This window comes from Aquabacterium sp. (assembly GCF_035476535.1).
Classification (GTDB): domain Bacteria; phylum Pseudomonadota; class Gammaproteobacteria; order Burkholderiales; family Burkholderiaceae_C; genus Pseudaquabacterium.
The window spans coordinates 1-17680 of sequence record NZ_DATILJ010000319.1 but is presented as its reverse complement, the minus strand read 5'-3'; the positions used below and the strand labels follow the sequence as shown (position 1 = coordinate 17680).

At 67.6% G+C, this 17680-nt stretch carries 16 protein-coding genes; 12 read left to right on the top strand and 4 right to left on the bottom strand.

Annotation, left to right across the window (positions count from 1 at the left end):
* The 11 genes from VLK61_RS30725 to VLK61_RS30675 all read left to right on the top strand — a co-directional run.
* The coding region (locus VLK61_RS30725; protein WP_325427293.1) for a UDP binding domain-containing protein at positions 1 to 289 on the top strand (289 nt) is incomplete at its 5' end.
* Positions 277 to 1458 carry a TIGR03088 family PEP-CTERM/XrtA system glycosyltransferase gene (locus VLK61_RS30720; protein ID WP_325427291.1) on the top strand — a complete coding sequence of 394 codons (1182 nt, stop codon included), beginning with the start codon at positions 277 to 279 and terminating at the stop codon, positions 1456 to 1458. The genes VLK61_RS30725 and VLK61_RS30720, both read left to right, overlap by 13 nt.
* 5 nt (positions 1459 to 1463) lie before the next feature.
* Entirely contained in the window at positions 1464 to 3404 is a 1941-nt protein-coding gene (locus VLK61_RS30715) for an XrtA/PEP-CTERM system amidotransferase (protein ID WP_325427289.1), read from the top strand.
* Between the two features lie 5 nt (positions 3405 to 3409).
* Positions 3410 to 4624: a TIGR04063 family PEP-CTERM/XrtA system glycosyltransferase gene (locus VLK61_RS30710; RefSeq protein ID WP_325427295.1), complete on the top strand. Its 1215-nt coding sequence runs from the start codon at positions 3410 to 3412 to the stop codon at positions 4622 to 4624.
* Entirely contained in the window at positions 4624 to 5700 is a 1077-nt protein-coding gene (locus VLK61_RS30705; RefSeq protein ID WP_325427287.1) for a glycosyltransferase family 4 protein, read from the top strand. The genes VLK61_RS30710 and VLK61_RS30705 overlap by 1 nt, the downstream gene beginning before the upstream one ends.
* A 23-nt stretch (positions 5701 to 5723) precedes the next feature.
* Positions 5724 to 7091 carry a phenylacetate--CoA ligase family protein gene (locus VLK61_RS30700; protein WP_325427285.1) on the top strand — a complete coding sequence of 456 codons (1368 nt, stop codon included), beginning with the start codon at positions 5724 to 5726 and terminating at the stop codon, positions 7089 to 7091.
* Positions 7084 to 8058, top strand: coding sequence for a polysaccharide deacetylase family protein (locus VLK61_RS30695; protein WP_325427283.1), 975 nt, complete (start codon positions 7084 to 7086; stop codon positions 8056 to 8058). Before VLK61_RS30700 ends, VLK61_RS30695 begins: the two co-directional genes overlap by 8 nt.
* Positions 8055 to 8660 (top strand): hypothetical protein, encoded by a 606-nt coding sequence (locus tag VLK61_RS30690; RefSeq protein WP_325427281.1) that lies wholly within the window; start codon positions 8055 to 8057, stop codon positions 8658 to 8660. Before VLK61_RS30695 ends, VLK61_RS30690 begins: the two co-directional genes overlap by 4 nt.
* A complete protein-coding gene (locus VLK61_RS30685; RefSeq protein ID WP_325427279.1) occupies positions 8657 to 9610 on the top strand; it encodes a polysaccharide deacetylase family protein in 954 nt (317 codons plus the stop codon). The genes VLK61_RS30690 and VLK61_RS30685 overlap by 4 nt, the downstream gene beginning before the upstream one ends.
* Positions 9611 to 9619: 9 nt before the next feature.
* Positions 9620 to 10732, top strand: coding sequence for an acyltransferase family protein (locus VLK61_RS30680; protein WP_325427277.1), 1113 nt, complete (start codon positions 9620 to 9622; stop codon positions 10730 to 10732).
* Complete coding sequence (locus VLK61_RS30675) at positions 10713 to 11939, top strand: hypothetical protein (RefSeq protein ID WP_325427275.1); 1227 nt, start codon at positions 10713 to 10715, stop codon at positions 11937 to 11939. The genes VLK61_RS30680 and VLK61_RS30675 overlap by 20 nt, the downstream gene beginning before the upstream one ends.
* A 26-nt stretch (positions 11940 to 11965) precedes the next feature.
* Here VLK61_RS30675 and VLK61_RS30670 read toward each other — a convergent pair whose 3' ends face one another.
* From VLK61_RS30670 to VLK61_RS30660, 3 genes are read right to left on the bottom strand one after another with little or no spacing between them, the layout of a single operon-like run.
* Positions 11966 to 13636 (bottom strand): asparagine synthetase B family protein, encoded by a 1671-nt coding sequence (locus tag VLK61_RS30670; protein WP_325427273.1) that lies wholly within the window; start codon positions 13634 to 13636, stop codon positions 11966 to 11968.
* 2 nt (positions 13637 to 13638) lie between these two features.
* Positions 13639 to 14955 (bottom strand): nucleotide sugar dehydrogenase, encoded by a 1317-nt coding sequence (locus VLK61_RS30665; protein WP_325427271.1) that lies wholly within the window; start codon positions 14953 to 14955, stop codon positions 13639 to 13641.
* Positions 14952 to 16166, bottom strand: a complete 1215-nt coding sequence (locus tag VLK61_RS30660; protein ID WP_325427269.1) for a TIGR03087 family PEP-CTERM/XrtA system glycosyltransferase — start codon at positions 16164 to 16166, stop codon at positions 14952 to 14954. Before VLK61_RS30660 ends, VLK61_RS30665 begins: the two co-directional genes overlap by 4 nt.
* Before the next feature lie 74 nt (positions 16167 to 16240).
* On the opposite strand from VLK61_RS30660, the gene VLK61_RS30655 reads away from it, so the two are divergent.
* A complete protein-coding gene (locus VLK61_RS30655; protein WP_325427267.1) occupies positions 16241 to 16618 on the top strand; it encodes a hypothetical protein in 378 nt (125 codons plus the stop codon).
* On the opposite strand, the gene VLK61_RS30650 is transcribed toward VLK61_RS30655, so the two are convergent.
* Positions 16615 to 17334, bottom strand: coding sequence for a class I SAM-dependent methyltransferase (locus VLK61_RS30650; protein ID WP_325427265.1), 720 nt, complete (start codon positions 17332 to 17334; stop codon positions 16615 to 16617). The two genes, VLK61_RS30655 and VLK61_RS30650, sit on opposite strands and share 4 nt — an antisense overlap.
* Positions 17335 to 17680 lie beyond the last annotated feature (346 nt).

Sequence of the window (17680 nt, the reverse complement as noted above, 5' to 3'; positions counted from 1 at the left end):
CATCGACATCATCCATGAACTGCAGTCCTATGGCGTCGAAGTCTGCGTCACCGATCCACAGGCTGAAGCCGACGAAGCGATGCACGAGTACGGCGTGAACCTGCTGTCGTGGGACGCGCTGCCGCGCGCCGATGCGATCGTGGCTGCAGTGGCCCACAAGGAATATGCCGGGCTCACCTGCGAGGACTTCGCGAAAAAGTTGATCAAGGGTGGCGCGTTCATCGACGTGAAGGCGGCGTTCGACCCGGGCACTTTGCAGGCTGCCGGATATCGGGTGTGGCGCCTGTAGAGGCGGTGGGCGCTCGGCCGCTGGTCGTGCATGTGGTCTATCGATTCGACACGGGTGGGCTCGAGAACGGCGTCGTCAACCTGATCAACCACATGCCGGTCGGCGCCTACGAGCACGTGGTGCTGGCCTTGACCGAGGTCACCGGCTTCAGCCGCCGTGTCCGGCGCGACGACGTGCGCTTCATCGCGCTGAACAAGCCGCCCGGCCACGCGCTGCGGCTCTATCCGCGCCTGTACCGTCTGTTCCGCAGCTTGAAACCGGCGATCGTGCACACCCGCAACCTGGCCGCGCTGGAGTGCGTGCTGCCGGCCTGGGCCGCAGGCGTGCCGGTGCGCATCCACGGTGAGCATGGGCGGGACGTCGGCGATCTCGATGGCAACAATCGCCGCTACCAGTGGCTGCGACGGGCCTACCGGCCGTGGGTCAGTCACTACATCGCGCTGTCGACCGATCTGGCGCACTACTTGCGCGACAAGGTCCATGTGCCGGCCGCCGCGATGAGCCAGATCTACAACGGCGTCGACACCGAGCGATTCCGGCCCGCGACCGGGCTCCGGCCGGACCTTGACGGCTGCCCGTTTTCGCCCGACGAGCACTGGCTGATCGGCACTGTCGGCCGCATGCAGCAGGTCAAGGATCAGCCGACGCTGGCGCGTGCGTTTGTCCAGGCGCTGCAGCAGCAGCCCGACTTGCGGCAGCGCCTGCGCCTGGTGATGATTGGCGGCGGCCCGCTGCTGGAGACGGTGCGCTCCATCGTCGGCGAAGCCGGCATGGCCGAGCTGTGCTGGCTGCCCGGCGAGCGCAGCGATGTGGCAGAAGTCATGCGGGGCTTGAGTTGTTTCGTGCTGCCGTCTTTGGCCGAAGGGATCTCCAATACCATCCTGGAGGCGATGGCCAGCGGCTTGGCCGTCATCGCCACCCAGGTGGGCGGCAACGCCGAGCTGGTGTCCCAGGGGTCCACGGGTTGGGTCGTGCCGCCGGCCGATGCGAGTGCCATGGCGCAGGCCATCGTGCAGCTGGCGCAAGATCCGGATTCGGCCGCTGCGATGGGTCGTGCCGGACGCAGCGCGGCCGAACGACAATTCAGCATGCAGGCCATGGTGGCGAGCTACCAGGCCGTCTACGACCAGCAGTTGCGCCACAGGCGCATTCATCACCGGACGAGCTGACAACCATGTGCGGAATCACAGGCCTTTTCGACACCCGTGGGCAGCGCGCCATCGACCGCAGCGTGCTGCAACGCATGAACGACTCGCAGCACCACCGCGGACCGGACGAGGGCAGCCTGCATCTCGAGCCGGGCCTCGGGCTGGGCCATCGGCGCCTGTCGATCATCGACATCGCCACCGGCCAGCAACCGCTGTTCAACGAGGACGGTTCGGTGGTGGTGGTGTTCAACGGCGAGATCTACAACTACCAGTCGCTGATCCCGGAGCTGCAGGCGCTCGGCCATGTGTTCCACACCAAGAGCGACACCGAAGTCATCGTGCACGCCTGGGAGTCGTGGGGCGAAGACTGCGTCAAGCGCTTTCGCGGCATGTTCGCGTTCGCGCTGTGGGATCGCAATCGCCAGACCTTCTTCATGGCGCGCGACCGGCTGGCCGTCAAGCCGATGTTCTATGCCGTGCTCGACGACGGCATGCTGTTGTTCGGATCGGAGCTGAAGTCGCTGCTCGCCCATGGCGGATTGAAGCGCGACATCGACCCGCTGGCGGTCGAAGAATACTTTGCGCTCGGTTATGTGGCCGAACCCCGCACGATCTTCACGCAGGCCCTCAAGCTGCCGCCGGCGCACACGCTGTGCTGGCGCCGTGGCGAGCCGATGCCGCAGCCCAAGGCTTACTGGGACGTGCGCTTCAGCCTGGACAACCCGATCGGCGCCGAAGAAGCCTGCGCGGAGTTGCGCCAGCGCCTTGAAGAGTCGGTCAGGCTGCGTCTGATCGCCGAAGTGCCGCTCGGCGCCTTCCTGTCCGGCGGCGTCGATTCGAGCGCGGTGGTCGCGATGATGGCCGGTGTCTCCAGCGAGCCGGTCAACACCTGTTCGATCGGCTTCGACGACCCGGCCTTCAACGAGTCGGCCTTTGCGCAGACGGTGGCCGACCGCTACAAGACGAACCACTTCGTCGAGACCGTCAAGAGCGACGACTTCGACCTGATCGACACGCTGGCGCGTCTGTACGACGAGCCCTATGCCGACAGTTCGGCGATCCCCACCTACCGCGTCTGCCAACTCGCGCGCAAGCGTGTGACGGTGGCGCTGTCCGGCGATGGCGGCGACGAGAGCTTCGGCGGCTATCGGCGTTATCGCCTGCACTTGATGGAAGAGCGCATGCGCTCGGCGCTGCCGCCCACGCTGCGCCGCCCGCTGTTCGGCCTGCTCGGCAAGGTCTACCCCAAGGCCGACTGGGCGCCGCGCATGTTCCGCGCCAAGACCACCTTCGAAGGCATGGCGCGCAGTTCGGTCGAGGCGTATTTCCATTCGGTCTCGATCCTGCGGGATCCGATGCGGGACGAACTGTTCAGCCCGAAGTTCAAGTCCGCGCTGGCGGGCTACAACGCGCAGCAGGTGTTCGAGCGACATGCCGCGCAGGCCGGCACCGAAGACCCGCTGGCGCTGATCCAGTACCTGGACCTGAAGACCTACCTGGTCGGCGACATCAACACCAAGGTCGACCGCGCCAGCATGGCGCATTCGCTCGAAGTGCGCGAGCCGCTGATGGATCACGAACTGGTCGAATGGCTGGCCACGCTGCCCTCGTCGCTGAAAGTTCGCGGCCAGGAAGGCAAGTACCTGCTGAAGAAAGCGATGGAGCCCAAGCTGCCCGATGACATCCTGTACCGGCCGAAGATGGGCTTTGCCGTGCCGCTGGCGCGCTGGTTCCGCGGCCCCTTGAAGCAGCGTGTGCGCGACGCCGTGCTGGGCCCGCGCCTGGCCGCCACCGGTTGGTTCAACCCGGCCTACCTGACTCACCTGGTCGAAGCCCACCAGTCGGGCGCGCGCGACTACAGCGCATCGCTGTGGACGCTGCTGATGTTCGAAGCCTTCCTGCGCAACGTGGTCGATGGCGCCGTGGCACCGTCGCCCACCGAGCCGGCGGACATGGTGATGGCGTGATGGGCTTGCGTGTCCTTCATGTGCTGGACCACTCGATCCCGCTGCACAGTGGCTACACCTTTCGCACGCTGTCGATCCTGCGCGAACAGCGCCGGCTCGGCTGGTCGACGAGCCACATCACCAGCCCCAAGCACAGCGCGACGAGCGAACTCGAAGAGACGGTAGACGGCTGGCATTTCTACCGGACGCCGGCGGCGGTGGGCAAGGCCCCGTCGTTGCCGGGCCTGGGTGAGCTGGCGCTGATGCGGCAGCTGGAGAACCGCCTGCTCGACGTGGCTGGCCGCGTCAAGCCGCATCTGCTGCACGTGCATTCGCCGGTGCTCAACGCGCTGCCCGCGCTGCGCGTCGGCCGGCGCCTGAACATCCCCGTGGTCTACGAGGTGCGCGCATTCTGGGAAGACGGTGCGGTTGACCATGGCACAACGCGGGAAGGCAGTCTGCGCTATTGGCTGTCGCGCCGCATGGAGACCTACGCGTTGCGCCGCGTCGCGCATGTGTTCACCATCTGCGAAGGGCTGCGCAGCGACATCGTCGCGCGCGGCGGCATCGACCCGACCAAGGTCACGGTGATTCCCAACGCGGTCGACATCGAGTCCTTCGAACCCGGCGGCCAGCCCGACCCGGCGCTGCAGGCGCGTTACGGCCTGGAGGGCAAGACGGTCATCGGATTCATCGGCTCGTTCTACGGCTACGAAGGCCTGGACCTGCTGCTCGATGCGGCGGCGCTGCTGCTGCAGCGCGATCCCGGCGTGCGGCTGCTGCTGGTCGGCGGCGGCAAGCAGGAAGCGGCGTTGAAGGCGCAAGCCAAGCGCCTGGGGCTGGAGGACAAGGTCATCTTTGTCGGCCGCGTCCCCCATGCCGAGGTGCAGCGCTACTACGATCTGATCGACGTGCTGGCCTACCCGCGCCGTTCGATGCGGCTGACGGAGCTGGTGACGCCGCTCAAGCCACTGGAGGCGATGGCGCAAGGCCGCTTGTTCGTGGCGTCCGATGTGGGCGGCCACCGCGAGCTGATCCGCCACCGCGACAACGGCTGGCTGTTCAAGGCCGACAGCGCGCAGGCGCTGGCCGACGCGCTGGCCGAACTGCTGGCTCAGCGGGCGATATGGCCTCAGCTGCGTGCGGCCGGGCGGCACTACGTCGAGACCGAGCGCAACTGGCGCAATTCGGTCGCGCGCTACCCCGCACCTTACGCGGCACTCGTGCCGGCTCCGGGGTGATGGGCTTCACAAGTCTTCGCATCGGGCTGGTCGGCCCGCTGCCGCCGCCCGCCGGCGGCATGGCCAACCAGACGCGACAACTCGCCGAACTGCTGCGTGCGGATGGTGCAGCTGTCAGCGTGGTTCAGTCCAACGCCCCTTACCGGCCGGCCTGGGCAGCGCAGTTGCCGGGCGTGCGCGCGCTCTTTCGGCTGATTCCTTTCCTGGTTGCGCTGTGGCGTGCGGCGGGCCGCAGCGATGTCTTCCATGTGATGGCCAACTCGGGCTGGGCCTGGCACCTGTTCGCCGCGCCGGCGATCTGGATCGCCGCGCTGCGGCGCGTGCCGGTGGTCGTCAACTACCGGGGGGGAGAGGCCGGCGCCTTTCTCGCGCGTTCGCAGAAACTGGTGCGCTGGACGATGCGGCGTGCTGCGCGGCTGGTCGTGCCTTCGGGCTTCCTGGAGCAGGTGTTCGGCAGTCATGGCATGGCCTCGCAGGTGCTGCCGAACATCGTCGACCTGGCGCGCTTCAGGCCTGGCCAGCGGCCGGCCGGCGACGCACCGCGCCTGCTGGTGGCACGCAACCTGGAAGCGCTGTACGACAACGAGACCGCCATCCGGGCGCTGGTGATCGTGCGCGAGCGCCACCCCGCCGCCACGCTCACATTGGCCGGCAGCGGTCCCGAGGAAGCGCGCCTGCGCCGGCTGGCCGAAGAGCTCGGGCTGGCCGCCGGCGTTCGCTTCGCCGGCCGCCTGAACCCCGACCAGATGGCCGAGGCCTATCGCGACAGCGATATAGCGCTCAACCCGAGCCTGGCTGACAACATGCCGAACTCGCTGCTCGAATCGATGGCCAGCGGCGTGCCGGTCGTCAGCACCGATGTCGGCGGCGTGCCGTTCATGGTGCGCCACGAGAGCACGGCGCTGCTGGTGCCGGTGCGCGACCCGGCGGCAATGGCCGCCGCGGTGATTCGCCTGCTCGCCGATGACGCGTTGCGCCAGCGCCTGGCCCGCGCGGGCCTCGACGAGGTTCAGCGCTACACCTGGAGCCGGGTCGCCCCGCTGCTGTCCGAAATCTACCGCTCGGCGATGGCCTGACGCGCCGCCTGCCGACCACGCCGATGTACACCCGTTTCGCTTCTTCGTTCCTGTTCCCGCTGCACGAGCGACTCAAAGGCCACGACAGCGTCGCCGTGCGTCGCCGCATGGAAAAAACCCAATGGCTGGGTGCTGAGCAGCTGGATGAACTGCGCGTCGCGCGCCTGCGCTCGCTGCTGCAGGACATCGGAGACCATGTCCCGTACTACCGCGACCTCTTCCGCCAGCAAGGCTTCGACCCGTCCGGCGTGCAGCGCATCCAGGACCTGCAGGCGCTGCCGTTCCTGACCAAGGCCGTCATCCGTGGCCAGGGGGATGCGCTCAAGCATGCCGCGGCCCGACGGCTGGTGCGGCTGAACACCGGTGGCTCGTCCGGCGAGCCGCTGATCTTCTACATCGGCAACGAACGCGTCAGCCACGACGTCGCCGCCAAGTGGCGCGCCACGCGCTGGTGGGGAGTGGACATCGGCGACCCCGAGATGGTGGTCTGGGGCTCGCCGATCGAGCTGGGCGCCCAGGACCGGGTGCGCCGCGTGCGCGACGCGCTGCTGCGCACGGAACTGCTGTCGGCCTTCGAGATGAGCGAAGAGAGGCTCGACGGTTTCGTTGCCGCGATCCGTCGCCGCCGGCCGCGCATGCTGTTCGGCTATCCGTCGGCGCTGGCGCACATCGCGCGCCATGCCGAGAAGCGCGGTGTGCGCCTCGACGACCTGGGCGTGCGCGTCGTCTTCGTCACCAGCGAGCGGCTGTACGACGACCAGCGCCGCAGCATCTCGCGTGCCTTCGGCTGCAGCGTGGCCAACGGCTACGGCGGCCGCGACGCGGGTTTCATCGCGCATGAGTGCCCGGCAGGCGGCATGCACCTGACGGCCGAGGACGTGATCGTCGAGCTGGTCGATGCCAAGGGCCAGCCGGTGCCCCACGGCAGCCCGGGCGAAGTGGTCGTCACGCACCTGGCGACGCGCGACTTTCCGTTCGTGCGCTACCGCACCGGCGATGTCGCGACATTCGCCACCCGCAGCTGCAGTTGCGGCCGTGGCCTGCCGCTGTTGGAAGAAATCCAGGGTCGCACCACCGATTTCGTCGTCGCTGCCGACGGCACCGTGATGCACGGGCTGGCCCTCATCTACATCCTGCGTGACCTGCCCGGCCTGCAGGCCTTCAAGGTCGTGCAGGAGTCGCGCTTGTGCACCCGCGTGCAGATCGTCGCGGGCGAAGGCTTCGACGGTGCCCGCCACGGCGACATCGTGCGTGGCTTCAAGCGCCGGCTGGGCGAATCGGTGGATGTGGTGCTGGAAATGGTGGACCACATCCCGCCGGAGAAGTCCGGCAAGTTCCGCTACATCGTCAGCCACGTGGCGGGCACCGAGCCGGCGACCAGCGATGCTTGACGCGCTGTTGGACCCTCTGCTGAAACCGTTGCTCGGCGCGCTTTCTCCGGCGGGCGAGCGGGCCCGCCTGTCGGTGCTGATCTTCCACCGCGTGCTGCCTGAGCCGGACCCGCTGTTTCCCGAGGAGATCAGTGCCGCGCAGTTCGATGCGATCTGCGGCTGGCTCGCGGCCTGGTTCAACGTGCTGCCGCTGGACCAGGCGGTGGCGCGGTTGGATGCGGCATCGCTGCCACCGCGCGCGTTGGCGATCACCTTCGACGACGGTTATGCCGACAACCATGATGTGGCGCTGCCCATCCTGCAGCGCCACGGGCTCTGCGCGACCTTTTTCGTCGCCACCGGTTTCCTCGACGGCGGGCGCATGTGGAACGACACCGTCATCGAATCGCTGCGCCGCACGCCGCTGGCGCGCCTGGACCTCGATCGCCTGGCCTTGCCGCTGGGCGCGCATGACACGGCCACGCCGGCACAGCGCCGGCAGGCCATCGACACACTGATTGGCCGCATCAAGTACCTGGACATCGACGCGCGGCAGAACCTCGTCGATGACATCGCCGCCTGCGCGCAGGTGGCACCCCCCACCGACCTGATGATGAGCTCGCCACAAGTGCGCGCGATGCGCGCCGCCGGCATGGGCATCGGCGCACACACCGTGTCGCACCCGATCCTGGCGCGGCTGCAGCCCGATGCAGCGCGTGCGGAAATGAGGGCCAGCAAACAGGCGCTCGAGGCCTTGCTCGGCGAACCGGTGCGGCTGTTCGCCTACCCCAACGGCAAGCCCGGCGAGGACTATTCGCCGCAATCGGTGGCGCTGGCGCGCGAGCTCGGCTTCGAGGCGGCGGTGTCCACCGCATGGGGCGCGGCACGCCGGTCGACCGACCGTTTCCAGCTGCCGCGCTTCTCGCCCTGGGACCGCACCCGGGCACGCTTCGGCGCACGCCTGGCACACAACCTGTTCGCCCGATGACAGCGGCCATCGTGCAAGGGCCGCGGGCCTTGCGCCTGATCGAAGCCAACCATGGCACCTGGCGCGGCTGGGTGCGCTGCCTGCTCGGCGAAGCGGAGTACCTGACGGGCCGCCTGGACACCTGGCTCGCCCCGCCGCCGGCCACGGTGCAGCGCCTGGTTTTCGTCTGCCTGGGCAACATCAATCGCAGCGCCTTCGCGGCCGCGGTGGCGCAGTCGATGGGGGTCGACACGGTGTCGATCGGTTTGTCGACGACCACCGGTGCGCCCGCGAATCCCGTGGCGCTGCACTGCGCACAACGCCATGGCGTCGACCTCGGCGCACACCGGGCCACCGACATCACCGACCATCAGCCTCGGCCCGGCGACTTGCTGCTGGTGATGGAGGTGCGGCACGCGCGGCGCCTGGTTGCGGCCGGCTTCGCCAGCAACAGCATCGCGCTGCTCGGCCATTGGGCCTCGCCGCACCGCATTCACCTGCACGATCCGCACGGCCTGTCGGATGCCTACTTCGCCACCTGCTTCACGTTGATCGAGTCGGCGGTGCGCAACCTGGTGGCTGCCCGCAGGGGCCAGCTGCCGATGGGCGAGGCGCGGCGATGAATGTCTACCTGAGCTTCGATGTCGAGGTCTGGTGCAACGGCTGGTCCCAGCTCGATGAACGCTTTCCCGCGGCCTTTGAGCGCTATGTCTACGGCCGCTCGTCGCGCGGCGAGTACGCGCTGCCGAAGACGCTGGAAATCCTGCAGCGCAACGGCTTGCGGGGCGTGTTCTTCGTCGAGCCGCTGTTTGCCGCGCGTTTCGGGCAAAGCTACCTCGCGCGCATCGTCCGCATGATCGAGGCAGCCGGCCAGGACGTGCAGTTGCACCTGCACCCGGAATGGACCGACGAGATCAGGCCGCCCATCCTGGACGATGTGTCCGTCAAGCGCCAGCACCTGAGCTTCTACACGCCCGACGAGCAGACCGCCCTGATCCGCTTCGGCAAACAGTTGCTCGAAACCGAGACCGGTCGCCCGGTGAGCGCCTTCCGCGCCGGCAGCTTTGCCGCCAACGCCGGCACCTACGGCGCATTGCGCCGCAACGGCATCACCGTCGACAGCAGCATCAACGAAGCCTGGTCGGGCAGCGCTGCCGACATCGACGCCGGCCAGCGGTGCGCGCTGCCCGGCTTGATCGACGGTGTCGTGAGCTATCCGCTGACGGTGTTCCGCGACGGCTTCGGCCGGCTGCGCCCGGCCCAGGTCGGCGCCTGCAGCTTCGCCGAGATGCGCGCCGCCTTGTCGGGCGCAGCCGATCGCGGCCGCGAGCACTTCGTCATCGTGTCGCACAACTTCGAAATGCTGCGCCCGGGCAGCAGCGAGCCCGACAACATCGTCGTGCGCCGTTTCGAAACGCTGTGCGCATGGCTGTCCGCGCAGCGTGATCGTTTCCGCGTCGGCAGCTTTCCGCTGAGCACGGGCACGGCTGGCGCGGACCGGCCGGTGCGCCCGTCGGCCGGGCCCTGGGCCACCGGCTGGCGGTTCGCTGAACAGGCCTTGCGCCGGCTCTGAACCACGCGCATGAACCGAGCCTTCTCCATCTACCTGGACCTGGTGCGTTTCGGCGCCGCGTGTCTGGTGTACCTGTACCACTCCAACCAGCGCTGGCTGGTGGCCGATGTCCTGCCCTTCGCGCACTACGGGCACAGTTCGGTGATCGTGTTCTTCGTACTGTCGGGCTTCGTCATTGCCTACATCACCGACACCAAGGAACGCGACTGGATCAGCTACTCGGCCAGCCGCTTGTCGCGTGTGTATTCGGTGGTCTTGCCGGCCTTGGCGCTGACCCTGGTGCTCGATACCGTGGGGCGGCAATTGCTGCCCGCCGCTTACGGCGGCTACCCCTATGACCAGCTGGCGGTGCGCTCACTGGCCAGCCTGCTGATGCTCAACGAGCTTTGGTTCGTCTCGATCACCAGCCTGTCGAACGTGCCGTACTGGTCGATCACCTACGAGCTCTGGTATTACGTGCTGTTCGGCCTGGTGATGTTCTTGCCGCCTCGGTTGGCCATCGTGGCCGTGCTCGCAATGGCAGCCTTGCTCGGGCCGAAGATCCTGCTGCTGGCGCCGATCTGGTGGGCAGGCGTGCTGCTGTACCGCTGGCGCCGCCTGGACACGATGCCGCTGGCCCTGGCCTGGGCGCTCGTCTTTGGCTCCCTGGTGCTCATCGTGGGCTTGCATGCCATCGGCTGGTTCGATGCCGTGACGGCCTGGTTCAAGGCCTGGCTGGGCGCCGATCGGCACACGCAGCTCACGTTCTCGAAGTTCTTCGTCGGCGACTACGTGCTCGGCGTGCTGGTGTTCAGCAACTTTGCCGGGATGCGCCGCGTCGCACCGCAACTCGGTGCCTGGCTGCTGCGGGTCGAGCGCCCGGTTCGCTGGGTCGCCGGCTACACCTTCTCGCTGTACCTGTTGCATCAACCGCTGTTCCTGTTCTGGGGCGCGGTGCTGCGCGGAGACAACAGCGGCAAGGGCTTCTGGTGGTGCGTCACGCTGCTCACGGCGCTGTCGGTCGTCGGCATCGGCTACCTCACCGAAAACAAGCGGCACCTGCTGAAGGCGGCCATTGCGCGACGCCTGGCCGGCCTGCAGGACCTGATGCGAAGGAGGCAGCGTGAAGCCGGCGCCCAGTGAGGCTCAGGGCACGTGCATCGTGCTCGGCGTCGAATCGCAGATCGGACTGGCCATCGTGCGCGAGCTGGGTCGCGCCGGTGTGCGCGTCATCGCGGTCAGCCACGACGCCAAGGCCATCGGGTTGGCGTCACGCTTCGTTGCCGAGTCGCGCATCGTGGCCACGCCGCGCAGCCCGGCCATGCTGGCAGCGCTGCTCGAGCTGGGCCGCCGTCACGGCCCTTGCAGCCTGGTGACCGTGTCGGAGGCCAACATGGCCTGGCTCGCGACGCAGCGCCGCACGCTGGAGCCGACTTTGCGGCTGGCCTTGCCGCCTGACGACGCCTTCGCCGCGGCGCTGGACAAGGGGCGCACGCTGCAGGTGGCGGCGGCCCAGGGCATCGACGTGCCACGGACCGAGGAGCCGGCGTCGCTGGACGATCTGCAGCGCATCGCGGCGAGCTTTCCGTTTCCCGCGGTGCTGAAGTGGAAGGATCCGGGGGCCGTCGCCGCCGCGCTGGGCGCTGCCGGACTCGAACTCATGAAGGCCGAATACGTGTACTCGGCCGAAGAGTTGCTGGCCATCGGCAGGCGCTACGCGCCGATCGGCCAATGGCCGCTGGTGCAGCAGTATTGCGCCGGGCGTGGCCTGGGGCAGTTCTTCTTCCTGCGCGATGGCCAGGTGGTGCAGCGCTTCCAGCACCTGCGCATTGCCGAATGGCCGCCTGAAGGCGGCTTCTCCAGCGTGTGCGATGCCGTGCCGCTGGACCAGCATCGTGCGCTTCAGCAGCGTTCGATCGATTTGCTGCGCGCCATCGGTTGGGAAGGGGTCGCGATGGTCGAGTACCGCCTCGACCTCGCCACCGGACGCGCCGTGCTGATGGAGATCAACGGCCGCTTTTGGGGCAGTTTCCCGCTGGCCGCCCATGCCGGCGCCGGCTTCGCGCTGCTGGCGCATCGCAGCGCGATGGGCTGGCCGACGCCTGGCGTGCCACCGGCGCGTGACGATCTGCGATGCCGCATGGCGGCGACCGAACTCAAGCGCCTGCATCGCCTGTGGCTGCAGCCGTCGGCCATCAAGGACCGTCTGTTTCGTGTGCGCCGCCTGGCCGAGCTGGGCCGCTTCGTGGGCGACTTCCTGCGCCCGCGGGTGCGCTACTACGTCTGGTCGGCCGACGACCCTGCGCCGTTCTGGGCCGATCTGCGCAACCTGTTGCGCAAGGGCGCCTGACGCGAAGCGGCAGGTTGGGGGCGCGCTCAGTCGGTCAGGCGGTAGCCCGGTGCATGGCGCTGAAGCCATTGCTCCAGCATCATCAGGATCCAGATCATTTCGCCGTAGTAGCCGGGGTGCTCCTGCAGGCGTTGATCCACCAGTTGGCGGATGAAGGCGGGGCGCACGATGCCGCGTCCGGACAGGCTGGCCAGCGAGTCCTGAGCCAGCGCCATCAACGGTGCATGGCGCGTGAGCCAGACGCCGAAGGGCAGGCCGAAACCCTGTTTCTTCTTCGTGATGATCTCGTCGGGCAGGAAGCCGCGCAGCGCCTCCTTGAAGAACCAGCGCAGCTTCAGCCCCTTGAGCTTGTACGCCGCCGGCAGGCCGAGCGAAAAGTCGAGCAGGCGGTCGTCGAGCATCGGGTAGCGCACCTGCATGCCGGCCAGCCGCGCACTGCCGTTGACCTTGGGCAGGTCGCTCTCGGCCAGCGTGTAACGCCAGTCGTAGGCCAGCGTGCGGTTCAACTCGTCGCCGGCCCGGGCCAGGGCCCAGACCTCGCGCTGCTGTGCCGCCGGCGAACCCAAGTCGACGCGGGCCAGGAACCGGGGCTCCAGCACGTCGGCCGTGCCCAGGCGCAGCAGCAGGTTGTACATCTGAAGCCGGTCCGGCATCGGCACCTTGGCCTGCTCGACATAGCTCGAGCCCTTCTTCAGCAGCGGCACGCGGCTGGTCGCCGGCAGCTCGAACAAGGGCTGCACCAAGCTGCGTCGCAGCGAGGCCGGCACGTGCGCGTACCAGCCGAACACCCGTTGCTTGGCATAGCGGGAATTGCCGCCGAACAGCTCGTCGCCGCCGTCGCCCGCCAGCATGCGCGTGACGCCGTCCTGCCGGGCGCTCAGTGCGCAGTAGTAGGCGGGCAGGGCCGACGAATTGCCGAAGGGCTGGTCGTAGGAGCCGGCGACATCGGCAATGCTGCGCACCAGATCGGCCGGTGTCACGTAGTACTCGTGGTGCTCGGTGCCGAAGTGCTTCGCGGCGATGCGCGCGAACGCCATCTCGTCGTAGCCTTCTGCTTCGAAGCCGATCGAGTAGGTAGCGGCCGGCTTGCCCGTGGCTTCACGCACCATGCCGGCGACGGTGGAGCTGTCGGTGCCGCCGCTGAGGAAACAGGCGGCGGTGCTGCCGTCCAGTTGGGTCGCGACGGCCTCGCGCAGCAGCGTGCGGAACTCGGCCTTCAGCGCGTCGAACGACACTGGCCCGCGCGGTTCAGTGAATTCAGGCACCCAGTAAGGCGCCACCGTCAGCTGCCCGTTTTCATAAAGCGCGTAATGCCCGGGCGGCAGGCGGAACACGTTGCGGAAGATCGTGCGGGGCGAGGGGATGCAGTGGAAGTACAGGTAATCGAAGATCGCCTGCGGGTCGAGATCGCCATCGCCGAGTTGATCGGCGCGTTCGGCGAAATGCAGGCGTCCGTCGACGAGCCGATAGCACAGGCTGTGAATCGCGAAACGGTCGACTGCGAGAAACGTGCTGCCATTCACGCCGGTCAGCCCGACCGCGAAGCCATTCGTCGCGGCTGCTGCTGCGCGTGCCGGGCCCAACTGCTGCAGCGCATGGTGCCAGGCGGCGGCCGGGCCGTCCTGGCGCAGGATGTCAGCCAGCGGCTGGTCCGCGAAGCGGGGCTCGCCGGCGATCAAGGTGTCAGGATGCGGCATGGTTACCAGCAAAGCCCTTCGACGCGGGCCTGGATCGATGCTGGATCGGGCAGGTTCACCAGGTCGAATACCAGCTGATCGGCGCGGCACTGCTGCGCCAAGGCCTGTTGCACATCGGTGCCGCTCAGGCCGACCACCAGGACCTCGGCTTCGGCAATAACCTCGTCGATGCGCGGCCGCAGCAGTTGGCCAATGTGCGGCAGGTGCATTTCGATGTAGCGGCGGTTGGCACCCAGCAGTTGCGCCAGGTGGACCTCCGGGTCGTAGAACGAGAGCTGCATGCCCTTGCCGATCAGGTGTTCGGCCAGTGTCACCAGCGGGCTCTCGCGCAGGTCGTCGGTACCGGTCTTGAACGACAGGCCGACGAAGCCGATGCGGCGTTTGCCGGTGGCCAGGATCTTGCGCAGCGCCACTGCCAGGTGCGCCTGGTTCGACGCCAGGATGTTGGACAGCATCGGCAGCTCGACATCATGGTTGCGCGCCAGGTAGCTGGTGGCCCGCAGGTCCTTGGGCAGGCACGAGCCACCGAACGCAAAACCGGGCCGCAGGTAGGCCCGCGAGATGTTGAGCTGCGTGTCCTGGCAGACCAGGTCCATTACCTCGAACGGGTCGACGCCCAGTGCGTCGCACAGGCGCGCGGTCTCGTTGGCGAAAGTGATCTTGAGCGCGTGGAAGTTGTTGCAGCAGTACTTCATCATCTCGGCGGAGCGCACCGAGGTTTCGAGAAACTTGCAGGGCAGGTGACCGAACAGCGCGCGCAGCTTCTCGGTGGCCGCAGCGTGGTTGGCGCCGACCACAGTGAACGGTGGCTTGTCGTAGTCGCGTATCGACGAGCCTTCGCGCAGGAACTCGGGCTGGAAGCACAGGTGGAAGTCCACGCCGTCCTGGCGGCCGGATTCCGCCTCGATGATGGGGCGCAGCACGTTTTCCACGGTGCCCGGCACCAGCGTCGAGCGAAACACCACGACATGCGGAATGGTCTTGTCCGCCAGCGCACGGCCGATCTCGCGCGCCAGGCCCAGCACCGCGCCCTGGTCCTGGCTGCCGTTCGGCGCCGAGGGCGTGCCGACGCAGACCAGTGACAACTCGGAGTCGAGTACCGCTTGCCGCACATCGGCGCTGACGGTGACGTTGCCGGCAGCGGCCACGCGGGCCATCAGTTCGACCATGCCTTCTTCAACGACCGGGGTCTTGCCGGCCTTGATGAGGTCCAGCTTGGCGGTGTCGATATCGACGCCGATGACCTGATGGCCGTCCCGCGACAGGCAAGCCAGCGACACCGCGCCGACGTAACCCAGGCCGAATATGCTGATCTTCATGCAGTCCTTTCGATGACGGGCGCGAACGATTGGCGGCAACGCTCGATGATGGCGTCCAGCCGCTGCATTGAACGCGGCCAGGCGTGGTGGCTCAGCATGCGCTCACGGCCGGCCGCCGCCAGACGCTGACGCTCGGCGGGATTCTCGACGATGCGCAGGATCGCCTGTGTGATCTCTGCCGCAGAGTCGGCCACCAGCAGGTGTGATGGCGCTTCCGCATCGACACCCCCTGCGGCGACCCGGCTGGTCACGACCGGCACCCCCATCGCCATGGCCTCGAGGATCTTGTTCTGTGTGCCGCGGGCGATGGCCAGCGGCGCCACCATCAGCGCGGAACTGCGCACATGCGGCCGCACGTCGGGCACCGAACCGGTGACGGTGACGCCCGGGATCTGGCCCAGTGCGCGCATCTCGGGCGAGGGGTCGGCACCGACGATCAACAGCTTCATCTGGGGCCGGCTGGCCTTGAGCATCGGCCACACCTGCGCGCAGAAGCGCGACATGCACTCCTGATTCGGGTAGTAGTCCATGCGGCCGATGAAGCTGATCGTCTCCGCGTCATAGGGCGCGTCGACCGGGCTGAAGTAGTCGGCGTCGACGCCATTCGGAAACCAGTCGGTGGCGGCGCCGGTGCCATAGTCTTCAAGCGTTTGCCACTCGGCTCGCGTGGTGGCGGTGCACAGGTCGAAGCGGCGCGCCAGGCGCTTCTCGGCCCACAGCATCTTCGTGCCTTCGAGGCGGTAGCCCAGCGACAAGGGGAAGGGCTTGCGGTCCGCGTATTCGAGCCACTTCTGCGAATCCATGTCGCCGAAATCCAGGATCTTCGGGATGTCGGTGACATGCGCCACGTACTGGGCCACCGATGAACAGTGCACGAAGATCAGGTCCCAGTGCTGCTGACGCAACAAGCTTCGCACCCGGCGGGCCAAATCCGGCGAGTAGAAATAGCCCATCGAGGAGGGCGTGACCAGCGGCAGCCGCACGATCATGCGCGCCCACTGCATGGGTTCGCTGACCGCCCCCATCTCGAAGTGCGCGCAATGCGGCGCGATGCCACGCCCTTCATCGGCTTCGGCCGCCGAGCGCACCAGCGAACACACGGTCACGGCGTGGCCGCGCGCCGTCAGGTGCCGAATCATGTTGAAGGGGCGTATCTTCCCGCCGCGCTTGGGCGGGAACGGGAATCGATGGCAGAGGTACAGGATATTCATGTCGCAAGAGGCTGATGGCAGAGGCGACCCGCGCTGCAACAATAGTCGCCACTTCGTGCAACTTGGAGCGAACGATGCGAGTCGCCGTTTTCGGGGCCATTGGCGTGGCCATCGTCGCGTTGTTGATGGTGCTGGTCTACCAGAACCAGCGGCGGTTCCACAGGCCGCAGATCACCGCGCCCTACCATGCCGTCACCTTCACCAATGGCAGCGTGTTCTACGGTCGAATCGATCACCTGGGCACCGACCATCCTGTGCTGCGGGACGCGTTCAGCGTCGCCGGCGAAGCGGCGGTCGAGGCTGGGCGGCCACGCCTGTCGCTGGTGAAGCGCAAGAACGAGATCAATGGTGCCGACCACATCATCTTCCCCATCACGGCTGTGCTGTACATCGAGCCGGTGAGGCCCGATTCGATTGCCGGCCGTCTCATCGAACAGGCCAACAAGAATTAGGGCGCCGGTTTGCGGCAGACGTAGATCACCACATGCGGGCCGATCAGCGGTGCCGCGGGCGTGTTGGCCTTGTGGATGAGCTCGTCGACGACAAAGCCGCATTCTTCAAGGCAGCGCTGCGCGCTGGCGACGCTGTAGCCGTTCTGGACCGGCTGATGGATGGGCCGGAAGATCTTGCCGGCCAGCCAGCGCATCAGGCGCAGCGGCCGCGGGCGCGGGAACACGTATTCGGCAATCTTCTGCTGCAGGCTCTGCCATGCCGTCAGGTGCACGTGGATCAGCACCAGGTAGCGACCACCGGGTTCCAGCGCTCTGTAGATCTCCCGGGTCGCGGCCCGATCGTCGATGAAGTGTTCCATCACGCCGACGCTGGCGATGACATCGAAATACGCGTCTGCGAATGGCAGCTCTTCGCCGAGGGCGATGCACAGCTGCGCGTCGCTGTTGTGGCTGCGCGCGCGTTCCAGCGCCTGCACCGCGAGCTCGGTCCCGTGGCGTTCGCCGGCCTGCAGCGCGGCCAGCAGCACCCCTTCGCCGCAACCGATCTCCAGCAAGCGCCGGGGCGCATGGCGGCGCACCAGGCCGGCGAAGTAGGCGATGAACGCCGGTGACCGGCCCTGGTTCACCCAGACGCCGGTGTGCTGCGTGTAGATCGTCTCGTAGACATCGACGATGTCCGCCGCGGCCTCGAAGCGCGTGTCCTTGGACAGCAGCACCGGAATCCCCCGGGACGTCGCGTATTCGCGCGCGCAGCCGGCACATTTCAGATCGACGAGGGGGGCCTTGCAGGTCGGGCAAACGTACATGATCGGGCGTTGTTTTTGGCGAGCCGGGGTCGGCGGAGGCGCGGGGCCGGCAATGCGGCCGCCTGGCCAGTGGGCGAAACGGCGTAGTGTCGCTGCGCGGCGGTGACGAACGGGCGATTGTCAACGCGACAAGCCGGGCAAACCGTGGCGGATTTCGCCCTAGCGCCTGCCGTGACTTGATGCAGGTATCGGACAATGCCCCGTCGATCGGGCTGTGGTGCCCGGCATTTCGATGTGCGAGCGCGCGGCTCCGGCG

Coding starts and splice junctions, on each gene's coding strand:
- VLK61_RS30660 (WP_325427269.1), bottom strand. CDS start 16,166: ATGAATATCCTGTACCTCTGCCATCGATTCCCGTTCCCGCCCAAGCGC.
- VLK61_RS30690 (WP_325427281.1), top strand. CDS start 8,055: ATGACAGCGGCCATCGTGCAAGGGCCGCGGGCCTTGCGCCTGATCGAA.
- VLK61_RS30655 (WP_325427267.1), top strand. CDS start 16,241: ATGCGAGTCGCCGTTTTCGGGGCCATTGGCGTGGCCATCGTCGCGTTG.
- VLK61_RS30700 (WP_325427285.1), top strand. CDS start 5,724: ATGTACACCCGTTTCGCTTCTTCGTTCCTGTTCCCGCTGCACGAGCGA.
- VLK61_RS30685 (WP_325427279.1), top strand. CDS start 8,657: ATGAATGTCTACCTGAGCTTCGATGTCGAGGTCTGGTGCAACGGCTGG.
- VLK61_RS30680 (WP_325427277.1), top strand. CDS start 9,620: ATGAACCGAGCCTTCTCCATCTACCTGGACCTGGTGCGTTTCGGCGCC.
- VLK61_RS30665 (WP_325427271.1), bottom strand. CDS start 14,955: ATGAAGATCAGCATATTCGGCCTGGGTTACGTCGGCGCGGTGTCGCTG.
- VLK61_RS30695 (WP_325427283.1), top strand. CDS start 7,084: ATGCTTGACGCGCTGTTGGACCCTCTGCTGAAACCGTTGCTCGGCGCG.
- VLK61_RS30705 (WP_325427287.1), top strand. CDS start 4,624: ATGGGCTTCACAAGTCTTCGCATCGGGCTGGTCGGCCCGCTGCCGCCG.
- VLK61_RS30715 (WP_325427289.1), top strand. CDS start 1,464: ATGTGCGGAATCACAGGCCTTTTCGACACCCGTGGGCAGCGCGCCATC.
- VLK61_RS30670 (WP_325427273.1), bottom strand. CDS start 13,636: ATGCCGCATCCTGACACCTTGATCGCCGGCGAGCCCCGCTTCGCGGAC.